Source organism: Proteus terrae subsp. cibarius (genome assembly GCF_011045835.1).
GTDB lineage: Bacteria > Pseudomonadota > Gammaproteobacteria > Enterobacterales > Enterobacteriaceae > Proteus > Proteus cibarius.
This window is the reverse complement of record NZ_CP047349.1, coordinates 423,457-444,279: the sequence shown is the minus strand read 5'-3', so window position 1 is coordinate 444,279 and position 20,823 is coordinate 423,457. Positions and strand designations below refer to the sequence as shown.

The following is a 20,823-nucleotide window of genomic DNA, read 5'->3' as shown; positions in this document are numbered from 1 at the left end:
ATTGTACGTAGAATTAAAATGGAGCAGCTTTATGAGTACATCTTTTAGAATAAAACCGTTAGTTGCAGGCGTTCTTTTAACTCTATCTTTAAGTGCAATCGCACAAGCGGCAAGTGATAAGGTCGTTATCGCTCACCGTGGTGCAAGTGGTTATTTGCCTGAACATACGCTTCCTGCCAAAGCATTAGCTTATGCCCAAGGTGCAGATTATCTAGAGCAAGACTTGGTGATGACCAAAGACAACGAATTAGTTGTTTTACATGACCACTATCTTGATCGTGTAACAGATGTGGCTGATCGTTATCCTGATAGAGCAAGAAAAGATGGCCGTTACTATGCTATCGACTTTACCCTTGAAGAAATTAAGGGACTGAAATTTACCGAAGGTTTTGACATTGTTGATGGTAAAAAAGTCCAAAGTTATCCAAACCGTTTCCCTATGGGTAAGTCGGATTTCCGTGTACATACTTTCCAAGAAGAAATTGAATTTATCCAAGGTCTAAACAAATCAACAGGTCAAGATATTGGTATTTATCCTGAAATCAAAGCACCTTGGTTCCATGAACAAGAAGGTAAAGACATTACCACTAAAGTACTGGAAGTGCTTAAACAGTACGGTTATACGAAAAAAACCGACAATGTTTATCTACAATCATTCGATGCCAACGACCTAAAACGCATCAAAACAGAATTGATGCCAAAAATGGGCATGGATCTAAAACTTGTTCAGCTAATTGCTTATACCGACTGGAATGAGACGTATGAAAAACAGCCTGACGGTACATGGACAAACTACAGCTATGAGTGGATGTTTAAGCCGGGTGCAATGAAAGAAATTGCAACTTATGCTGATGCTATTGGCCCTGATTATCATATGTTAGTTGAAACAGATTCAACGCCAGAAAAAATTACCTTAACGGGTATGGCAGCAGATGCTCACGCGAATAAACTAACCATTCATCCGTTTACTGTTCGTATTGATAAACTTCCTAAATACGCCAAAGACGGTGATCAACTTTACGACATCATTTATAACCAAGCGGGTGCTGAAGGTGTCTTTACAGACTTCCCTGATTTAGGGGTTAAGTTCTTACAAAAACAAGCTAAATAATTCAAGGTGTAGCTAGGCTACAAATAAATGAAACACTAGCCACATACATGAGTATGTGGCTAGTGCTAGTGATACAGTCAACAATGCTATAACTTGAAGTATGACAAGTAGATACTCTTTCTTGTAAGATTTGCGCCCTTTCTGATTGTATATTTCTTCATCTTTCTCTAACTTACTCTAATAATTTAATTAAAAAATCATAATCACTTTTTAATTTAGCTATCATTATTTATTAAATATTTAGAGGAAGGGATCACTATGACAATAATGGCTATTATTTTACTTATTCTTATCGTTCTTTTTATTGGTTGGGGAATTTCAATTTACAACCGTCTTATTGCGACACGCAATCAAGTAAGTAATCAGTTTGCGAATATTGACGTTATTTTAAAACAAAGAGCCGACCAAATTCCTCAATTAATGGCGGTAGCTGAAAAAGCAATGGAGCACGAAAAAAGTGTATTTATTGCATTAAGTGACGCAAGACAACGCTATTTTAAAGCGCAAAATATTAATGAAAAAATCAGCGCAACAAATGAGATGAATACAGCGCTACGAGGCATGATTGCCCTTGCTGAAAATTATCCGACGTTAATTTCAGGTGAACAACTCGCATTACTTCAAACTGGTGTTAGTGACGTAGAGAATAAAATTGCTCAACGTCGTGAAGGTTTTAATGATGCAACAACTCACTACAACACCGCAATAGAGATGTTTCCTGATAGCTTAATTGCTGGCCTTTTCCGCTTTGAGCGTATGCAATTACTCGAAATACCAAAAGAAGAAATGAAATTTGAAGGTATCAAATTTAAATAATAATAAATTAAACAACAATTAGTTAAATAACCGCATTAAGGATAAATTGCAGTGCTAATTTATTTTTTTATCGGCTGTGCTATCGGTGCATTAATCTATTTCTTACGCAGTAAACGCACTCAAAAAAAGAAGAACAATTTGGGTATTATTCCCTTTTTAGGGATCTCTTTTGCTGCTGGAAATTATCTGTTTTTTTCGCGAGGAAATGGCCTTTATCCTAGTGGTGAAGACTCTGTTGTCAATCTTATCTCCTGTATTGCATTCGCTGTCATTTTGATATTTTCCTATGGTATTTCAAATCATATTGGAAATATTGGTGAAAAGGCGATAAAAAATTATCATCAATTACAAATGGAAGGTGAGTCTAAATTTTCAGCACTGATTAACACCGTATTTATTAGCCTGTTACTGCTCTTTTTAAGCTTTGGCTTTTTTATTGACCATAGATTGTTCTTTTTAAGTTTCGTTTTAATGTTCGTTTATCAAATTGCCAAAAAAACACCTGAAAAGCGTTTTTTACGTTTTCAAAAAATTCTAGCAACATCTAAAATTCGCTCTTTAGCCATTGGGCTTGTTGAAATTGAAGGCAAGATAACTGCGGGTAAAAAACTAACAAGTCGCCTAGGTAAAAAAGAGTGTTATGGCTACTGCTATTATGAATATGACATATCCACAGATAAAGAAGGTAAGAAAAGTTATCGCCAAACACTCTGTGACAAAAAGATCAACAATTTCACTATGACTGATGATACCGGCTCAGTTCAAATTCTTGCAGCTGACAAACCTTTAGTTCACCTTGGCATCGATCCTCACCAAGATCTGGAATATAACAATAAACGTTTTAAGGAGTACATCTTAGAAGCTGATACCACTTATTTATTGATAGGTAATGCAGAACCTATCAATGATGAAATTGTTATCACACACAATGCTCCTCACTATCTATTAGGTTTATCACCACAAGATTATGTTGTTCGTTGGAACAAAGCGCGCCCTTTTCGTCGTAACTCGACCATCATCGTTATTATTGCTCTTTTTGTTATCTTATCCATTCTAGTGATACCAATGGATTACCAAAACGGCATCCTAACACTTTATTTTAATAGCACCTCTTCATCTTGGTAATGATTAATATGGAATGGCTTATTTTCATCATTTTTATTCTCGCTTTGGTTTATTTTTTAATACGCCAATTAGTGATAATTTATAACAACATGGTGATGCTAAAGAACAATTGCTATAAAGCCTTTGCAAATATTGATGTTTTATTAAAAAAACAAGCCGACTTGATCCCCATGCTGATAGTGATCACACAAAAAGCAATGGATCATGAGAAATCCTTATTTGAAAAATTAGCTGAAAATAGAAATCACTATTTACGCACAGATGTATTAGACCAAAAAGTTGATTTAGCTAATCAGTTATTGCCGCAAATAAAAAAATCACTCATCATTGCTGAAAAATACCCTGAACTTATCAGCGGAAAAAATTTGCACGTATTACAAGCACAAGCTAAAGAGTTAGAAGAGTGTATTGCAGATAGACGTGAGTTTTTTAATCAATCCGTCACACTCTATAATACTGAAATACATATTTTCCCTAATGTATTGTTTAAGTTACTTTTTAATTTTAAAGATATCCCTCTTTTCTACCCTAGTAGGGAGGCAACTTCATGATAGAAATTCCTTTTTCATTTTTTGGTATCACCGATTGGATATTAGATCTTGGTGATCCCATCATGATTATTATGCTTGCCACTTTTGGTACGTTATTTTCAATGGTGATTATTTTGCCATTAATGAGTATTACTCCTTTAAAAAAATATATGCCACAAATTGCAGGTGGGTTATTTAGCTCGGTATTTGTTAGCTTAATGGTCTTGATTAGTTTTAATTTAATACTCGGTGTTAACTCAGCATTAAAACTACTCTTAATTTGGTGGGTTATTTTATTTTCATGTATTACGTATTGGTTTATTAATTATCGCTATATGAAAGACGTAGCAGGGAATAAATTTGCGAAGTTCCAAGAAAAAGCGCTTGAAGCAGAAGAAAAGCGAAGGCAAAACCGAAAATCAAAAAAATAAAAGAGAGCCTAGGCTCTCTTTTTTAATTCTCATCGATAGATGAACTTATGCTCTGTAAACAGGAAAGGCAATGATATCGCTAATATGCTCTAAACCAAGCGCCAACATAATGAGACGATCAACGCCTAAAGCCACACCAGAACACTCTGGTAATCCAGCTTCAAGTGCAGCTAAAAAGCGCTCATCAATAGGTTGTTCTGGTAATCCCATTGCCACTCGCTGACGATTATCACGTTCAAAACGATGGCGTTGCTCTTGAGCATCCGTCAACTCACGAAATCCATTCGCTAATTCAACACCTTTAAAATAGACTTCAAAACGCTCCGCTACACGATGATCTTCAGAGCTAATTTCAGCTAATGAGGCTTGTGACGCAGGGAAATGATAGATAAAGGTTGGCTTTTCTAAACCGATATGAGGTTCAACCCCAGAAACAAATAGCAATTGAAGTAGCGTATCTTTATCTTCTTCAGTATCTGCAATATTTGATAAATCCAGTTTTGCAGCCACTTCACGTAATTTTTCTTTATCAACAGATAAAGGGTCGATATCGAGATAACGCAAGAATGCTTGTTGATAAGAGAGTGACTCTGATGTTTCACAATCTAAGACTTCTTGCAGTAAATCATCGACTTCATTCATCAACCGGTACATATCAAAACAAGGGCGATACCACTCTAGCATCGTAAATTCCGGATTATGATATCTACCGGCTTCCTCATTACGGAAGCAACGCCCCATTTGATAAATCGGCCCACTGTTTGCAGCTAATAAACGCTTCATGTGGTATTCAGGGCTTGTCATCAAATAAAGTTTCAGCCCTTGAGAAGCGCCTGGCCCCACAAATTGGGTTTCAAATGGGCAAAGATGAACATCGGTAACGGTAGCCTGACTCATCATAGGTGTTTCAACTTCTAACACACCACGATCAGCGAAAAAACGCCTAATATTACTGACTATTTTCGCCTTTTTTAGCAAGTTGGCGATTGAGGCGCTTGGCTGCCAATCCGCGATTTCACTCATGAACGAAAAACTCCAACAGAAAACAAAGCGTGCAGTTTACTCGCATCCTCTCCAACAGACAAATTTCTGCTAATAAAGAGAGGTTTCATTTTATATTTTTTCACTAATCTTTTTATTTTTTAAGTAAAAACACATAAGACAAATAAATGTAATTCTACAAAACATCTACTTTTTGGCACTTTTTATCGTTTAAATAAACATCAATTCAGAGTAAGAAACTCAGTGATTTTTCACTATTTTTATAATAGAAGTTAATTAGAATAATTCTTTTTCTCAATTAAAAATAACAATAAACTAACACTGTGCTTATATTTAAATAGTCAAACTCATCTAAACTTCAATGTTAACTTTCTATTTAAATCTACGTATTTTGATTAGTATTAAAAACCTTTAGAAATATTATTAATATTTTATTAACAATTAACAAGACAAACCGATTTGTTTTAGATAAATAGTAAAAAATTTATTTTAAATTTTTGAATCTGTTTTTATTAATTTAAATTAGACTTAAGAACCATAAAAACATTTACACATTTAAATCAATAAGTTATAAAAAACCATTGTCATTTTCAATTAAAGTTATCTATACTTTCAAAGCAGGCTATTCATTACTATTTATAATTTTCAATTTAGAAAAATATATTTTATTTGAACTTCAAGTTTCTCTGGTAGCTTATTATCAAAACCCAGAATTCTTGGCGTGGATCACACTTTTTTTGCGAAATACGGGAAAACCATCATTCATATCAAATTTCGGAGCCCTACATTTCGTTATACTAAAATTACAGTCAATGATAATAAAGATGTTATCAAGCGCAGTCACAAGGCAGTGAAACAATTTCGTTACGGATAGCTTAAAAAAATAGCATTACAAATTAATAATGTCAGTGAATTGAATTCTAGACAATTATTCCAATTTTCACTTGAACAATGGAGAAGCGCAGTGCAAACCTTTAATGCCGATATAGCGATAATCGGAGCCGGGGGCGCAGGCTTACGAGCAGCAATAGCTGCAGCGGAAGCGAATCCTCAACTGAAAATTGCTCTGATCTCAAAAGTTTACCCAATGCGTAGCCACACAGTGGCAGCAGAAGGCGGATCAGCAGCAGTGACTCAGGCTCACGACTCCTATGATTTCCACTTCAATGATACCGTTTCAGGCGGTGACTGGTTGTGTGAACAGGATGTCGTAGATTACTTCGTTGAGCATTGTCCAACAGAGATGACTCAACTAGAACTCTGGGGCTGTCCTTGGAGCCGTAAAGAAGACGGGTCAGTCAACGTCCGACGTTTTGGTGGGATGAAGATCGAACGGACCTGGTTCGCAGCCGATAAAACCGGCTTCCATATGCTACACACCCTATTCCAAACATCCTTAAAATATCCACAAATTCAACGTTTCGACGAACACTTTGTTCTCGATATTCTTGTTGATGAAGGTCACGCTCGTGGTCTTGTTGCGATTAATATGATGGAAGGTACGAAAGTTCAAATTCGTGCTAATGCTGTCATTATGGCAACAGGTGGTGCAGGCCGTGTTTATCGTTTCAATACCAATGGCGGTATTGTTACTGGTGATGGTATGGGTATCGCTTTACGTCATGGCGTTCCACTGCGTGATATGGAATTTGTTCAATATCACCCAACTGGCCTACCAGGTTCAGGTATCCTGATGACCGAAGGTTGTCGTGGTGAAGGTGGTATTCTGGTCAATAAAGATGGCTATCGTTATCTGCAAGATTACGGCCTAGGACCAGAAACCCCATTAGGTAAACCAGAAAATAAATACATGGAATTAGGCCCTCGCGATAAAGTTTCTCAAGCTTTCTGGCATGAGTGGCGCGCAGGCCGTACCATCAAAACTCACCGTGGTGACGTTGTTCATCTTGACTTACGTCATCTGGGTGCGAAAAAACTTCATGAACGTCTGCCATTTATTTGTGAACTAGCAAAAGCGTATGTGGGTGTTGACCCAGTTAATGAACCAATCCCTGTACGTCCTACTGCTCACTACACTATGGGTGGTATCGAAACTAACCAACAAACTGAGACCCGTATTAAAGGTCTATTTGCGGTAGGTGAATGTTCATCTGTTGGCTTACACGGCGCTAACCGTTTAGGTTCTAACTCACTGGCAGAACTGGTTGTATTCGGTCGTCTTGCAGGTGAAGAAGCGGTTCGTTGTGTTCAAGAAGCAACACCAGCTAACGCATCAGCATTAGATGCTCGTACTCGTGATATCGAAGATGGCCTGAAAAAACTGATGAACCAAAAAGGTTCTGAAAGCTGGTCACAAATTCGCGATGAAATGGGCGAATCAATGGAAGAAGGTTGCGGTATCTATCGTACACCTGAATTAATGCAAAAAACTGTTGATAAACTGGCTGAATTAAAAGAACGTTTCAAACGCGTTGAAATTAAAGACACCAGTAGCGTCTTTAATACAGATTTACTGTACAAAATTGAGCTTGGCTTTGGTTTAGATGTCGCTGAATGTATGGCTCATTCCGCAATCAATCGTAAAGAGTCTCGTGGTGCACACCAACGTCTTGACGAAGGTTGTACTGAGCGTGATGACGAGAACTTCCTAAAACACACTCTGGCGTTCTATAACCCAGAAGGTGCCCCTCGTTTAGAATATAGCGATGTGAAGATCACGAAATCTGCTCCTGCTAAACGTGTCTATGGTGGTGAAGCGACTGCACAGGACAAGCAGAATAAGGAGAAAGCGAATGGCTGATGACATGAAGCACATTAAAATGGAAGTCATGCGCTATAACCCAGAAACGGACGAAGCGCCTCATTTCGTCACTTATGATGTTCCTTATGATGAGCAAACCTCATTACTGGACGCATTGGGTTATATTAAAGACAATTTAGCGCCTGATCTTTCTTACCGTTGGTCTTGCCGTATGGCGATTTGTGGCTCTTGCGGCATGATGGTCAACAAAGTGCCTAAATTAGCTTGTAAAACGTTTATTCGTGAATATCCAGACGGTGTAAGAGTTGAAGCATTGGGTAACTTCCCAGTTGAGCGTGACCTTGTTGTCGATATGACTCACTTTATTGAAAGCTTAGAAGCGATTAAACCTTATATCATCGGTAATGATCGTAAGCCTTCAGAAGGGACGAATAAACAGACTCCTGCTCAAATGGCGAAATATCACCAATTCTCTGGTTGTATCAACTGTGGTCTTTGCTATGCAGCATGTCCGCAGTTTGGTCTAAACCCAGAGTTTATTGGCCCAGCAGCGATTACATTAGCTCAACGTTACAACACAGATAGTCGTGACCATGGGGCAAAAGAGCGTATGCCTCAGTTAAATGGTGAGAACGGTGTCTGGTCTTGTACCTTTGTTGGCTACTGTTCTGAAGTCTGTCCAAAACATGTGGATCCTGCTGCCGCTATTCAGCAAGGTAAAGCAGCCAGCGCGCAAGACTTTGTTATTGCGATGCTGAAACCACGTTAAGGAGGAAACAAGACATGACAACAAAACGTAAGCCTTATGTTCGTGGCATGCAACCAAACTGGTGGACGAAACTTGGATTCTATCGTTTCTATATCACCCGTGAAGGGACTTGTCTTCCACAACTTTGGTTCAGTCTGGTTGTACTGTTTGGTGTATTCGCACTGAAAAATGGACCAGAAAGTTGGGCAGGTTTCGTTGGATTCCTGAGCAACCCAATTGTAATGCTGATTAATATTGTGACTCTGATTGCAACCATCTTCCACACTGCCACTTGGTTCAAACTTGCACCAAAAGCTGTGGTTATCGTTGTTAAAGATGAAAAAATGCCGCAAGAACCTATTGTGCGTGGTTTCTGGGGTGTCACTATTGTTGTTACTGCCGTTATTCTGGCAGTGGCGTTAATGTAACCCAGGAGGAAATAATGAATCAGAATCAACTTCCTAAGCGCTCTGATGAACCTATTTTCTGGGGATTATTTGGTGCAGGTGGTATGTGGAGTGCGATTGTTTCTCCAGCAATCATCATCCTGCTCGGTATCCTAATCCCTATGGGTATTGCGCCAGAAGCATTTACTTACGAACGTATTATGGCATTTAGCCAAAGCATCATTGGTCGTCTGTTCTTACTGCTAATGATTATTCTGCCAGTTTGGTGTGCATTACACCGTATTCACCATACCCTGCACGATTTTAAAGTGCATGTACCTGCAAGCAAATGGGTATTTTATGGTGGTGCAGCAATTATCAGCGTTATCGCTATCATTGGTGTATTTACACTGTAATTGATTAATACGTAAGATAAAAAGCCACTCAATTGAGTGGCTTTTTTATGGAAAACTGATGATAATCAACTCGCTAATTTCAGCCCAATAATACCGAAAATAATCATAGCTAAACTGAGTAAACGATAGATATTTGCAGACTCACCAAAAACCAAAATACCAAAGATCGCGGTACCCACTGCACCAATACCGGTCCAAATTGCGTAAGCCGTACCCGCAGGCAAGCCTTTCATGGCATAAGACAACATTCCCATGCTAACAACCATAGCACTAATGGTAATAATACTTGGTGTTAGACGCGTAAAACCGTGTGTGTACTTAAGGCCGACAGCCCAAACGATCTCTAATAAACCCGCGATAAAAAGGATAATCCAAGACATAACTTCCCCTACTCGATAAGTTGGGGCCGTCCCCTGAATACAAAGACAAAAAGCTGGGTCGTCCCAGCTTTCGAAAGATGAAGGTTAAGTATAAGAAAAAGAAATTAATCGTGCAATAGTACAAAACTAACTCAGTTTTTCTTCGGTGCACCCTCTTCACCATAAAGAAAAGCAGAAACATCGTCTTCCACTTCGCCCATTGCCATCAAAGCATCCAGAGTCTCTTTTGCTTCTTCTTCATTGACGATACTCATGGCAAAACCAACATGCACCAGCACCCATTTACCAATCATCGTATGAGGCTCACCTTCGCAGACTAGCGCAATATTCACTTCTCGTTTAACGCCACAAACATCGACCATCGCATTTTCAGTGATTGTTTTTCCAACTTCAACAACTTGACCTGGAATACCAAGACACATAACAACCCCTATTCGATCTCTATTTGCTTTATTCTCATTGAATCGTCATTTTCAACGCGCATATTCTGGCTACCACAAGATGGGCAACCAGCATTAAAAGTTGAAACAGTAACAACTTGATGACAATCCCAACACCATGCTTTTGCGGGGATAACCTCAATATGTAATTCACAGCCTTGAGCAAGGGTATCTCTACAAACAATATCAAAGCAAAATTCAAGTGCGCTGACTTCAACACAAGATAATGCGCCAATTTCCATCCATACGCTTTTTACTTTTTTTGCATTATTTAATTTAGCTTGAGAATCTATTATCTCAAATGCGCTCTGGCAAAGCGTGATTTCATGCATGTCGATACCTTATTGAAGCAGGATAAATAATAGCAACTATAATATCAGTACATAGTTGCTTTATTATTGATCTTAGAACAACAATTCAGCACCGGTTTCAAAAGCGGCTTTACGACGACGCTCTTTAACCATCTCTTCAAGTGCATCTCTATCAATACACACTAAAGCGTGAGTTGGGCAGACTTCAATACATGCAGGGCCCGCTTCGCGGTGGTGACATAAATCACATTTATTTGCTTCTGCTTTAAATGCTTCAATCGCATTAAGCGCAGTTGATTTACGCATAATTGGACGAGAAACCACTTCCATCGTGCCGTAAGGACAAGCCAGCACACAAGTTTTACAGCCGATGCATTTTTCCTGATCGACATAGTAATAATCTTTATTATGAATAATAGCGCCATTTGGGCACACATTGGCACAAGGGGCATCTTCACATTGGTGACAAACAACTGCTGTACTGATTGAGAATCCTTTGATCACATGAATTCTAGGTTGGAAATTTTGCTCACTAATTTGGTCAATGGCTAAATTATCTTGGTCTGCTTGCTGATGTGACACAACACAAGCCACTTCACAAGTATGGCAACCAATACATTTTTTAGGGTCTGCAATGATGAAACGGTTCATCATATTCTCCTGCTTTTTGTTATATATAGTTGTTATATATAGCCGTTATATATGGCGATAAATGCAACGAGTTATTCTAATTAAGAGTAATAATTAGAGTATCAATAGAATGAATCTAGCACGGTTCATGCCAATATATTTTTGATATAACTATTCCTTATTTTTCAATTAAATAATTTTCAAATAAAAATGATTATTAATTAATAAATAAGTCACTTCGTCAAATTATTCGACAATTTTGACGATAAAATAAATCGCTATATATCTTATTATATAATGATTTAGTTCGTTTATATTCTTAAGTTTCATTGCATATACAAAAATAGCGGGTTGGATCAAAAATGATTCAGTCATTGATATAAATTTATTATAAACCTACTACAATATAGCTAATTTTTTAGGGCAATCGGTGGTGTCATGAAATTAAGCAGTAACAATGCTGAAACTATGGAGAGCCTTCGTAATGAGCGTAACCAATATCGAATATTGGTTGATATCACAAATTCTGTATTAGCTCATCTAGACATGGATGGTCTTATTTCTGAAGTCTCTAAAGAAATACATCGTTTTTTTGGACTGAACCATATTAGTCTTATGTTATGCCGTACCTCATCACAAAATAGTAATGAAGGTATTCTTTATTCTAGTCGTTATCAGACTGGGAAATCTGTCATTCGCCAACAACGTAAATTTAGTAGCGCGAATAACAAAGCCGAAGAAATTATTAATCAAAATAAACCTGTCTTAATTGATATTAATAAAGAAGATCAGGAAGATGCTTTGATTAAACGTCTAGTTAAGCAAGATATGCAGACGGCTTTGTTATTGCCACTGGCTTTTAATCATAAACCTCTCGGTTTATTAATTTTAGCACATGAAATAGGAAGTGTTTTTACTAACGATACTTGCCAATTGCTTCAACAAATTGCGGCACGTATTGGTATTGCCATTGAAAATGCCGCCGCTTATGAAGAGATAACGCATTTAAAAGATAGTTTAAAGAATGAGAATATTTGGCTTAATGAACAGATAGATAAAAATGGATGTTTTAGTGAGATTATTTATCAAAGCGACGCTATGCATAATGTGCTCGAACAAATTGAATTAGTGGCACAAAGTGATAGTACCGTTCTTATATTAGGTGAAACAGGGACTGGTAAAGAATTAATTGCACGCGCTATTCATAGTCTAAGTCAGCGAAAAAATAAGACGATGATAAAAATGAACTGTGCGGCAGTACCTTCTGGTCTTTTAGAAAGCGATCTCTTTGGTCACGATAAAGGTGCATTTACAGGTGCAACAAATACGCATATTGGTCGATTTGAAATGGCAGATAAAAGTACGCTATTTCTAGATGAAATTGGTGATATGCCCATTGAATTACAACCTAAACTGCTTCGTGTTCTTCAAGAGCGAGAAATAGAAAGATTAGGCGGTAATAAAGTTATTCCTGTGGATGTCAGACTTATCGCGGCAACCAATAAAGATCTCCATGATTTAACGGATGAAGGTGAATTTAGAGAAGATCTTTATTATCGCCTTAATGTTTTTCCTATTATTATTCCGCCACTAAGAGAGCGACCTGAAGATATTCCGCTTTTAGCAAAACATTTCACGCAAAAAATTGCGCGAAGAATGGATAGAAAAATAGATTGTATTCCAGCTAATGCATTGGAACAATTAACACTTTATCCGTGGCCGGGTAATGTTCGTGAACTTGAAAATATTATTGAGCGTGCGGTTATTTTAACGCGAGGTTCAACACTAAACCTTCAGTTAAAAGAGCTTCATATTAATAAGCCCTCTCGTTTGAAACAGGTGCTATCTCAACCTTCATCTATTGAAAAGCGTATGCAAACTAATGCGCCAGAAAGTGATGATGAGGAGCGAGAAAGGATCATTCAAGCCTTAAGAGAAACTAATGGTGTGGTTGCTGGTGCTAGAGGTGCTGCTTTAAAATTAGGATTAAAAAGAACAACATTATTATCACGGATGCAACGTTTAGGTATTTCAATTCCAGAAATACTTTAATTCTGAAATAATTACTTATAAGAAAAGAGTGTCATTAATGACACTCTTTTCTTATATATTTGAAACTTATTAATCTGCATCTATAATTCATCTGATTATATTTTTTTAGTTATTCCTCTAATTAATTATTAATAATATAAACCATCAATGGAGCATATTATATGAATAGCCTGCTTATAAATAAAATTAGTGAAATAAGAAAAGAGTACAAAAATAATAAATATGTTTTTATTCCTCAAAATATTGTCATTGATTTAATAAAACAATTAGGTGCCGAAGAAAAAGATATTAATACACTAATGGAATATGGTGACTATTTAGCACAAGATCCAACACTTTCATTTCGCCACTCTCGAACAGGACGCTACCTTTTTGATAATGATATAGAAACGATCTCCAGACTAGAGTACCAACCTTTTGTTCTCACTGAAGAAGATGGATTTATTCGTGAAGATAGTGGCGCACAAAGGCATTTTAGAGCACTTGATGATCGCTGGCAGAGCAATACGGCTTATCAAGCGCTATTAAAATTAAAAATGCTATTAATTCAGGGTAATACATTTACCCCACGTCACTTAACAGATCAAAATTCGCCTAAATCAATATCCACTGTTTTCCATTTAAGGTTAATTGCCCAACCAGATTCTTTAAGTGAACTTTCAATTGAAGGTGTTCATAAAGATGGCGTTGATCACACCATGATTGTGATGATGAATAAGAATAACGTTAAGGATAATACTGGTGCTTTACGTGTACATTCACCGAAAGAAGCTATAGGAACACCTTGGCAAGAAATCAACCCTGAAAATGTGCTTTATGAACACAATAATGCGCAATATCTTGATGTTCTATTAATTGCAGATAATGAATTAAATCATAGCGGTACACCTATTTTTACTCATGATAATAAAAATCAGGCTTACCAAGATTTTATAGTTTTATTATCTCGTTACCCCACCGTTGATACTCACCCATCACATAAATTCGATTCAATGAATGCACATCCTGATTTACCCTTAACGCTTTATTTAAATCAGTCAGTTGCTTAGTCATAAATCGTTATTACATCAATTAAAATCGTTGAGCTCGGCTGAGTAATAAATCAATTATCAAGACAAGGTTTGATTCAAAAGACGAGCTCTCGATAGTGTCACAATGATAATTCACTGCATCGTCATAAATGGGGAAATGAATATCAGCAAGTTCAGCCAATGGATTGGCACTTGCTCGAGTAAAGGCAACAATCTTCATACCAATGCTTTTTGCTATTCTCGCCTTTTCAACAACTTGTTCTGTCTCTCCACTTCGAGATATCGCAATAAAAACCGTATAGCGTGACGCATTGTTAATAAAGATATTCTTACTATCACTGAGTCCAGAAAGAAAAGCATCTTTACCAATCAGCTGTAACCGCTTACTGATATATTCTGAAAATATATGGGAAAAACCTGCACCATAAATAAAAAATGAGTTCTTACTGTTAATTAAATCAGCAAAAGCTTGTCTTCGTTCATCTGAAATTAAGGTGAAAGTCTTTAAATAATTCGCCAAAAACTGATCAAAAAGTGGCTCTGCTACCTTATTTTCATCACTTTTCAGTTGATGGGATTTTTCAGCCGTGGATAACAACTGTTTGCAATAATACACCAACTCACTATAACCAGAAAAACCTAATTTCTGGCAAAGACGCATAATGGTCGTTGTCGAAACAAAATTGGCTTGTGCAAGTTCTCTAATAGTAAGTTTGCCGACTTGTGTCGGATTATCAATTAAATAGGAAAGGATGCGATATTCTGCACGGGTTAATTCTGTTGCTCTTGATAGTAAAGATGATAATCGTGCCGACATACCTGTTACCTTATTGATACATCGTCCTTACCAACATAAAAGGAAAATGCTGTTCTGGTGATAGAACAGCATTCTTATTCAATTACTCATTAACAGCAAGTCTTGAGATCAAACACGCTTACCATTTACATAAGCTTTACGTAATTCAGGCCAATATTCATGATTTGCTTCAATCATATCATCGAGGATCTTCTTAGCGTGGATCACACTTGGCACTGTTTTATTCAGTGTGAACGCCTCAAGAGCTTTCTCGTAGCTACCCTCAAGCGTTGCTTCCACTAACAATTGCTCTGATGCCAATTGTTGCTCTAACAAAGTACGATGGAAACGCGGAATGTCGCCAACACGAATAGGCTCTGGCCCGTGAGATGTGATATATGCTGGCACTTCAACCATTGCATCATAAGGTAAATCTGCAATCGCACCTTTATTTTCAACAATCACTAAATGGCGCTGACGTAAATCAAAGGCTAAAGAGCATGCTACATCAACAATAAAGGCACCATGAACACCAACGTGGAAAGCATCAGGTAAAATACCAGTCTCTTTGTATTCACGTGCTGCTTCAAATAAGCGTTTTTCACGACCATCCATCACTTCATTTGCACGGGTGTAATCTGGATCTTGATGCTCAACGATATAATTTGGCATCAAATAATACTGCAAATATGGGTTTGGAATATATTCAGGGAATGCTTCCATTAATGGCTGAATATGACGCCATGTTTTCACCCATGATGGATCAGAGTGTTGTGGATCAGTTTGGGCTGCATCTTCAGTTAAAAGACCAAATTTAGCGATATGTTCACGTAATTCAGGCAGTTTCTCTTCACCTTTTACACGGACAGAAGTGAACCAACCAAAGTGATTTAGGCCAAAATAATCCACATCTAAATCATGGCGATCAACATTTAATACGGCTGCCATATTACGCATCGCCGCAACAGGCATATCACAGATATTCAATACTCGAGCATTAGGGCGTAAACGACGTACACCTTCAGCAACAATCGCGGCTGGATTTGAATAGTTTACAATCCATGCTTTAGGGGAGGCATATTCCTCAACTAAATCAATTAACTCAACCATAGGTAAAATAGTACGTAAACCGTAAGCAAGCCCGCCAGGTCCACAGGTTTCTTGCCCTACAACACCATGACGTAACGGGATTTTTTCATCCTGTTCACGCATTTTATATTGACCCACACGCATTTGAGCAAACACGAAATGAGCACCATCAAACGCGGTTTTTGCATCTGTTGTCACTGTAAATTTAATGGTATCACTATGATCACGGATCACTTTTTCAACCACTGGGGCGATGGTATCTTGGCGCTCTTGATCGATGTCGTATAAACGAATTTCACTTAGTGGGAAATCCTCTAAACGTACCATTAAGCTTTTTACAATTCCCGGTGTATAGGTGCTTCCGCCGCCTGCAATACTTAAGATAAAGGGTGATTTAGTCATCTTTCTTTCTCCTATTAAAGTGCGGCTTCGACCGCTTCACGCATTTTTTTTACATGTAATCCATAAACCACTTGAACATTATTACCATGGCGCACAACACCTTTAGCACCGGTTTTTTTCAAGATATCTTCATGAATTGCATCGATATTTTTAACAATGACTCTTAAGCGGGTATAACAATTATCAACCACTTCAATATTGTCACGTCCACCGAGTCCCTCAATAATTTTTTCACCTAACTCATTGATAATTTGAGTGGTTTCTTCAGAGGTAGTGACTGCTTCTGCTTTTTTCTTGTAATCTTCTTTGCTATATAAACGCGTCTCTTCATCATCATCTTCACGACCTGGTGTTTTAAGATTGAGTTTTAAAATCAAGGTTCTAAAGATCACGAAATAGAGAACTGACATAATCAAACCCACCACGATATACATAGGCCAATTTGATTTTTCAGTGCCTAACGGCAAGTTATATAGAATGAAATCAATGACACCGTTCGCACCAATTGCATGAACACCTAATAGGTAGAACAACATCATGCCAATACCGGTTAATACGGCGTGAACTAAAAATAAAACTGGGGCAACAAATAGGAAGGAAAACTCAAGAGGCTCTGTTACACCAAGTAAGAAAGAGGTGGCAGCCGCAGGAATTAAAATCGCCTTCGCCATCTGTTTTTTCTCTTTTTTAGCCACAGAGATCATGGCAGCTGCCGCGGCAGTTAAGCCGAACATTTTAGCAATACCGCGCGCATCCCAAATCACAGTGCTACTAAGTTGTTTAACTTCCGGGCACGCCATTTCAGCAAAGTAGATATTTCTTGCACCTTGGTAAGTTGTGCCACAAACATCAGCAACACCACCTAATTCGGTATACAAGAATGGGGTATAGACTAAATGGTGTAATCCAGTTGGGATAAGAATACGTTCTAAGAATCCATAAATCAGCGCACCAAACGCACCAGAATCATGAATAACGAGCGCCATTTTAGTAATACCCGCCTGAGCAAAAGGCCAGACTTCACACATTAAAACAGCCAATGCAATGGTGAATGGAATCGCAATAATGGCGACAAAGCAGTGACCAGAGTAGATAGCCATAATGCCGTTAAACTGACGACCTGAATAACGATTATAAAGCCACCCTGATATTGCCCCAGTTAAAATACCGGCAAATACGCCCATCTCTAGAACTTGGACGCCTAATACCATGCCTTGGCCAGCTGCTCGCATCTCTTCTGCACTAACCAGTTTACCTTGTAGCGTTAGTGTAATATTCATGGCATTCGTGAAAATAACAAACACCACTAAGCCAATTAAACCAGCGTAGCCTTTATCTTTTTTTGCTAAACCAACAGGAATACCCACAGCAAAGATCAGTGCCAGATTGATTAAAATAGCAACAGATGATTTTGCGAGTAATTGCCCAATACTTTGAATAACCGGGTGATTTAAAAACGGAATATATTCCGCAAGATTGCCATTACCAAAAACATTACCTAAAGCTATATATAAACCGACAATAGGCAATATCAATACAGGCCCATATAAGGATTTACCAAACGCTTGTAGGGCATTAATGAGTTTTTTCATACGGTATCTCGTTGTTGTTTTCTTACACTCATTTCCATAACAGCATCCTGCGCTGGCATTAAATAAAAAGCAATTTATCCACTTGATTTAGAAACGGATTACGTTAAAAGTAACATGTTACTTTTTTTATTGTGAGCCAACGCATGGTGAATATTCAGACAAAAGTTAAGTGACTTTTCGATGATAAACTGAAGAGAAAAAGACCAGACAACAGTAAAAAAACATAAAAAAACCGAGCTTACTAACACAAGGTTAATAAACTCGGTCTTAAGGCAGAAAAACAATACTAATTAAGTAAGATTAGCCCTCGGCGGCTTCTCTTAAACGACGTTTAATATTGCTATATTCCGTTTTCACATAGTGTTCTGCCTGAGCCTGTTCCTTGATTGGCTCAACACATACTGCACAATATTTATACTCAGGTGTTTTAGTGATTGGACTTAAGTTTTCTGCAACGAGTTCGTTACAAGCACCAATCCACCACTGGTAAGTCATATATACCGCGCCTTTATTTGGTCTATCACTAACCGCCGCACGCGTAATCACTTTACCTTGACGAGAGCGTATCCAAACTAACTCTTGATCTTTAATACCCAGTTGTTTGGCATCTTCAGTATTTAACTGAACATAACCTGGCTCATCTGCTAATGCTGCCAATGCTTTACAGTTACCAGTCATTGAACGGCAAGAGTAGTGCCCAACTTCACGCACTGTTGCCAGTACCATTGGGAATTCATCAGACAATTTGTCAATTGGTGGTGCCCACTCACAAGTAAAGAATTGACCTTTACCGTTAGGGGTATCAAATTTACCACCTTCGTACAGATATTGTGTTCCTGGGCTATCTTCTGTTGGGCAAGGCCACTGAATATACGCCAAGTCCGCCATTTTTTCGTAAGTCGCACCATAATAAATTGGGCATAGCTCACGCAACTCATCCCAAATTTCTTTGGTATTGTTGTAATGCATTGGATAACCCATTGCTGTTGCCATCAGACTGATAATTTGCCAGTCTGTTTTTACATCACCAACAGGCTCAACGGCTTTATAGAAACGTTGGAAACCACGGTCTGCCGCAGTATAAACACCTTCATGCTCACCCCATGATGTTGCAGGGAAAATAACGTCAGCAATCGACGCCGTTTTGGTCATAAAGATATCTTGTACTATCAGTAGATCCAGTTTTTCAAACGTTCTACGAATTGTTGCTAAATCAGGCTCCGTTTGCAGTGGATCTTCACCCATTACATAGTGAGCTTTTAATAAACCGTGATCGATATTATGAGGGACTTCACTTAACGCATAGCCCACTTCATCAGGCATAGATTCAATGCCCCAGAATTTAGCAAATTTCTCACGCGCTTTTTCGTCAGTAACGTATTGATATCCCGGCAACGTGTTAGGTAATGCCCCCATATCACACGCACCCTGTACGTTGTTTTGACCACGAACAGGGCCAACACCGACGTATTTTTTACCTAAATTACCAGTTAATAATGCCAAGCTAGTTAGTGAACGAACCGTTTCAACACCTTGATAGAACTGAGTGACACCCATTCCCCAAAGAATTGTTGCAGTTTCTGCTTTTGCGTACATACGCGCAGCTTCACGAATAATTTGAGCACTTAAACCTGTTGTTTCTTCAACGGATTCAGGTGTATAGCTTTCAACTAACTTACAATATTCTTCAAATTGCTCAGTGTGATTTTCAATAAAGGATTTATCATGTAATCCTTCTTCAATAATCACATGTGCAATTGCATTTAATAGCGCAATGTTAGAGCCATTTTTTAAACCTAAGTGTAAATCGGCTAAACGTGCTGTTTCGATGTAACGAGGGTCACATACAATAATTTTGGCACCCTTTTCTTTCGCCTTAACAATACGGCGAGCAACAATAGGATGCGAGTCTGCGGCGTTATAACCGAAGACAAATAGACATTTGGTATCCTCAATCTCAACGATTGAGTTGCTCATAGCACCATTACCGACCGAACGCTGCAGACCTGCAACCGAAGGGCCGTGTCAGACACGAGCACAGCAGTCTATATTATTATTTCCGATAACCGCACGAGCAAATTTCTGCATAACGAAGTTAGCTTCGTTACCCGGGCCTCGTGAAGAGCCGGTTGTCATAATAGATTTAGCACCGTATTTCTCTTTGATAGCAAGAAGTTTGCTACTCGCAAACTCAATCGCTTCTTCCCAAGAAACCGATTCTAATTTTCCGCCTCTTTCACGACGGATCATTGGTGTTTTAAGACGTGGAGTCAGTATCTTAGTATCATGGATAAAATCCCATCCATAATACCCTTTCAGACACAGCTCACCTTGGTTTGTTAAACCATTGGCTCCTTCAGCGCCAATGATTTTACCGTTTTCCACCTTCAGGTAGATTTTGCATCCTGAGGCGCAATACGGACAGACCGTGATGACTTTTTTCATCAACATTGCTCCTGTGTTCATCAATGTTCAGGTTATTACCTGATCCTCTCCTCTATCTATGCAGAGAGTGTGCCAAATAAGCACGCTTTTTTACTTTTCTACAACGCAATGAAAAATAAAGAAAAATAAAAATCATTGAGTGAGTAAGAAAACAATGAAAACCAAAACAATAGGAAGTGCTCGACACTAATGACGATATTTATGTCGATTTGTGTTTCTATCAAAATTCGTTATACATTCACACTTATAACGTAATAATACTTATTCATTTCATCCACGAAATTAAAATAATAAATACGCTTTCTTATCTGCCTTTATCGAAGTCTTACCGTATATAATGGTGACAACCTTCTAATATCGCTATCAAT

Annotated in this window: 20 protein-coding genes; 11 read left to right on the top strand and 9 right to left on the bottom strand. The window is 38.1% G+C overall.

Annotation, left to right across the window (positions count from 1 at the left end; translation table 11 throughout):
• Positions 1–31: 31 nt before the first annotated feature.
• The 5 genes from glpQ to GTH25_RS02140 all read left to right on the top strand — a co-directional run bounded on the left by glpQ (position 32) and on the right by GTH25_RS02140 (position 4,013).
• Positions 32–1,111 (top strand): glycerophosphodiester phosphodiesterase, encoded by a 1,080-nt coding sequence (glpQ, locus tag GTH25_RS02160; protein WP_075672955.1) that lies wholly within the window; start codon positions 32–34, stop codon positions 1,109–1,111.
• 258 nt (positions 1,112–1,369) lie between these two features.
• Positions 1,370–1,927, top strand: coding sequence for a LemA family protein (locus GTH25_RS02155; protein ID WP_075672954.1), 558 nt, complete (start codon positions 1,370–1,372; stop codon positions 1,925–1,927).
• 51 nt (positions 1,928–1,978) lie between these two features.
• Positions 1,979–3,052: a hypothetical protein gene (locus GTH25_RS02150; protein WP_164530296.1), complete on the top strand. Its 1,074-nt coding sequence runs from the start codon at positions 1,979–1,981 to the stop codon at positions 3,050–3,052.
• An 8-nt stretch (positions 3,053–3,060) separates the two neighbouring features.
• Positions 3,061–3,603 (top strand): LemA family protein, encoded by a 543-nt coding sequence (locus GTH25_RS02145; RefSeq protein ID WP_075672952.1) that lies wholly within the window; start codon positions 3,061–3,063, stop codon positions 3,601–3,603.
• Entirely contained in the window at positions 3,600–4,013 is a 414-nt protein-coding gene (locus tag GTH25_RS02140) for a hypothetical protein (RefSeq protein WP_075672951.1), read from the top strand. Before GTH25_RS02145 ends, GTH25_RS02140 begins: the two co-directional genes overlap by 4 nt.
• Positions 4,014–4,058: 45 nt before the next feature.
• On the opposite strand, the gene epmA is transcribed toward GTH25_RS02140, so the two are convergent.
• Positions 4,059–5,036, bottom strand: a complete 978-nt coding sequence (epmA, locus tag GTH25_RS02135; RefSeq protein ID WP_098941260.1) for an elongation factor P--(R)-beta-lysine ligase — start codon at positions 5,034–5,036, stop codon at positions 4,059–4,061.
• A 943-nt stretch (positions 5,037–5,979) separates the two neighbouring features.
• Between epmA and frdA the strand changes: the two genes are divergently transcribed.
• Genes frdA through frdD form a run of 4 tightly spaced genes read left to right on the top strand, consistent with a single transcriptional unit; the run spans position 5,980 to position 9,287 of the window.
• The gene (gene frdA / locus GTH25_RS02130; protein WP_075672949.1) at positions 5,980–7,776 is read left to right on the top strand and encodes a fumarate reductase (quinol) flavoprotein subunit; all 1,797 of its coding nucleotides are present in this window, start codon (positions 5,980–5,982) and stop codon (positions 7,774–7,776) included.
• Positions 7,769–8,506: a succinate dehydrogenase/fumarate reductase iron-sulfur subunit gene (locus GTH25_RS02125; RefSeq protein ID WP_075672948.1), complete on the top strand. Its 738-nt coding sequence runs from the start codon at positions 7,769–7,771 to the stop codon at positions 8,504–8,506. The genes frdA and GTH25_RS02125 overlap by 8 nt, the downstream gene beginning before the upstream one ends.
• A 14-nt stretch (positions 8,507–8,520) precedes the next feature.
• The gene (gene frdC, locus GTH25_RS02120) at positions 8,521–8,913 is read left to right on the top strand and encodes a fumarate reductase subunit FrdC (RefSeq protein WP_075672947.1); all 393 of its coding nucleotides are present in this window, start codon (positions 8,521–8,523) and stop codon (positions 8,911–8,913) included.
• 14 nt (positions 8,914–8,927) lie between these two features.
• The gene (gene frdD / locus GTH25_RS02115) at positions 8,928–9,287 is read left to right on the top strand and encodes a fumarate reductase subunit FrdD (RefSeq protein ID WP_006535438.1); all 360 of its coding nucleotides are present in this window, start codon (positions 8,928–8,930) and stop codon (positions 9,285–9,287) included.
• Positions 9,288–9,352: 65 nt separating this feature from the next.
• Here the strand turns inward: frdD and sugE are convergent, their stop codons facing one another.
• The 4 genes from sugE to hydN all read right to left on the bottom strand — a co-directional run bounded on the left by sugE (position 9,353) and on the right by hydN (position 11,069).
• Positions 9,353–9,667, bottom strand: a complete 315-nt coding sequence (gene sugE / locus GTH25_RS02110; protein ID WP_069368216.1) for a quaternary ammonium compound efflux SMR transporter SugE — start codon at positions 9,665–9,667, stop codon at positions 9,353–9,355.
• Between the two features lie 131 nt (positions 9,668–9,798).
• Complete coding sequence (hybG, locus tag GTH25_RS02105) at positions 9,799–10,089, bottom strand: hydrogenase maturation factor HybG (protein ID WP_036933156.1); 291 nt, start codon at positions 10,087–10,089, stop codon at positions 9,799–9,801.
• A gap of 8 nt (positions 10,090–10,097) precedes the next feature.
• A complete protein-coding gene (gene hypA, locus GTH25_RS02100) occupies positions 10,098–10,439 on the bottom strand; it encodes a hydrogenase maturation nickel metallochaperone HypA (RefSeq protein WP_075672946.1) in 342 nt (113 codons plus the stop codon).
• A gap of 72 nt (positions 10,440–10,511) precedes the next feature.
• Positions 10,512–11,069: an electron transport protein HydN gene (hydN, locus tag GTH25_RS02095; protein ID WP_069368213.1), complete on the bottom strand. Its 558-nt coding sequence runs from the start codon at positions 11,067–11,069 to the stop codon at positions 10,512–10,514.
• 417 nt (positions 11,070–11,486) lie between these two features.
• On the opposite strand from hydN, the gene GTH25_RS02090 reads away from it, so the two are divergent.
• Together GTH25_RS02090 and GTH25_RS02085 are read left to right on the top strand one after the other, a co-directional pair.
• Complete coding sequence (locus GTH25_RS02090; RefSeq protein ID WP_075672945.1) at positions 11,487–13,100, top strand: sigma 54-interacting transcriptional regulator; 1,614 nt, start codon at positions 11,487–11,489, stop codon at positions 13,098–13,100.
• Between the two features lie 161 nt (positions 13,101–13,261).
• A complete protein-coding gene (locus GTH25_RS02085) occupies positions 13,262–14,149 on the top strand; it encodes a 2OG-Fe dioxygenase family protein (RefSeq protein ID WP_156733008.1) in 888 nt (295 codons plus the stop codon).
• Between the two features lie 22 nt (positions 14,150–14,171).
• On the opposite strand, the gene GTH25_RS02080 is transcribed toward GTH25_RS02085, so the two are convergent.
• From GTH25_RS02080 to fdhF, 4 genes are all read right to left on the bottom strand, one after another.
• Positions 14,172–14,948 carry a MurR/RpiR family transcriptional regulator gene (locus tag GTH25_RS02080; protein ID WP_075672943.1) on the bottom strand — a complete coding sequence of 259 codons (777 nt, stop codon included), beginning with the start codon at positions 14,946–14,948 and terminating at the stop codon, positions 14,172–14,174.
• A gap of 108 nt (positions 14,949–15,056) precedes the next feature.
• Positions 15,057–16,418 carry a 6-phospho-alpha-glucosidase gene (locus GTH25_RS02075; protein ID WP_164530295.1) on the bottom strand — a complete coding sequence of 454 codons (1,362 nt, stop codon included), beginning with the start codon at positions 16,416–16,418 and terminating at the stop codon, positions 15,057–15,059.
• A 14-nt stretch (positions 16,419–16,432) separates the two neighbouring features.
• Complete coding sequence (locus GTH25_RS02070) at positions 16,433–18,010, bottom strand: PTS transporter subunit EIIC (protein WP_164530294.1); 1,578 nt, start codon at positions 18,008–18,010, stop codon at positions 16,433–16,435.
• 300 nt (positions 18,011–18,310) lie between these two features.
• Positions 18,311–20,455, bottom strand: a complete 2,145-nt coding sequence (fdhF, locus tag GTH25_RS02065; protein WP_098941268.1) for a formate dehydrogenase subunit alpha — start codon at positions 20,453–20,455, stop codon at positions 18,311–18,313.
• Between the last annotated feature and the right edge of the window lie 368 nt (positions 20,456–20,823).

Bases quoted from the DNA above. Each gene is read 5' to 3' on its own strand.
- glpQ (WP_075672955.1), top strand. From the start codon at position 32: ATGAGTACATCTTTTAGAATAAAACCGTTAGTTGCAGGCGTTCTTTTA.
- GTH25_RS02155 (WP_075672954.1), top strand. From the start codon at position 1,370: ATGACAATAATGGCTATTATTTTACTTATTCTTATCGTTCTTTTTATT.
- GTH25_RS02145 (WP_075672952.1), top strand. From the start codon at position 3,061: ATGGAATGGCTTATTTTCATCATTTTTATTCTCGCTTTGGTTTATTTT.
- GTH25_RS02140 (WP_075672951.1), top strand. From the start codon at position 3,600: ATGATAGAAATTCCTTTTTCATTTTTTGGTATCACCGATTGGATATTA.
- epmA (WP_098941260.1), bottom strand. From the start codon at position 5,036: ATGAGTGAAATCGCGGATTGGCAGCCAAGCGCCTCAATCGCCAACTTG.
- GTH25_RS02125 (WP_075672948.1), top strand. From the start codon at position 7,769: ATGGCTGATGACATGAAGCACATTAAAATGGAAGTCATGCGCTATAAC.
- frdC (WP_075672947.1), top strand. From the start codon at position 8,521: ATGACAACAAAACGTAAGCCTTATGTTCGTGGCATGCAACCAAACTGG.
- frdD (WP_006535438.1), top strand. From the start codon at position 8,928: ATGAATCAGAATCAACTTCCTAAGCGCTCTGATGAACCTATTTTCTGG.
- sugE (WP_069368216.1), bottom strand. From the start codon at position 9,667: ATGTCTTGGATTATCCTTTTTATCGCGGGTTTATTAGAGATCGTTTGG.
- hybG (WP_036933156.1), bottom strand. From the start codon at position 10,089: ATGTGTCTTGGTATTCCAGGTCAAGTTGTTGAAGTTGGAAAAACAATC.
- hypA (WP_075672946.1), bottom strand. From the start codon at position 10,439: ATGCATGAAATCACGCTTTGCCAGAGCGCATTTGAGATAATAGATTCT.
- hydN (WP_069368213.1), bottom strand. From the start codon at position 11,069: ATGAACCGTTTCATCATTGCAGACCCTAAAAAATGTATTGGTTGCCAT.
- GTH25_RS02090 (WP_075672945.1), top strand. From the start codon at position 11,487: ATGAAATTAAGCAGTAACAATGCTGAAACTATGGAGAGCCTTCGTAAT.
- GTH25_RS02085 (WP_156733008.1), top strand. From the start codon at position 13,262: ATGAATAGCCTGCTTATAAATAAAATTAGTGAAATAAGAAAAGAGTAC.
- GTH25_RS02080 (WP_075672943.1), bottom strand. From the start codon at position 14,948: ATGTCGGCACGATTATCATCTTTACTATCAAGAGCAACAGAATTAACC.
- GTH25_RS02075 (WP_164530295.1), bottom strand. From the start codon at position 16,418: ATGACTAAATCACCCTTTATCTTAAGTATTGCAGGCGGCGGAAGCACC.
- GTH25_RS02070 (WP_164530294.1), bottom strand. From the start codon at position 18,010: ATGAAAAAACTCATTAATGCCCTACAAGCGTTTGGTAAATCCTTATAT.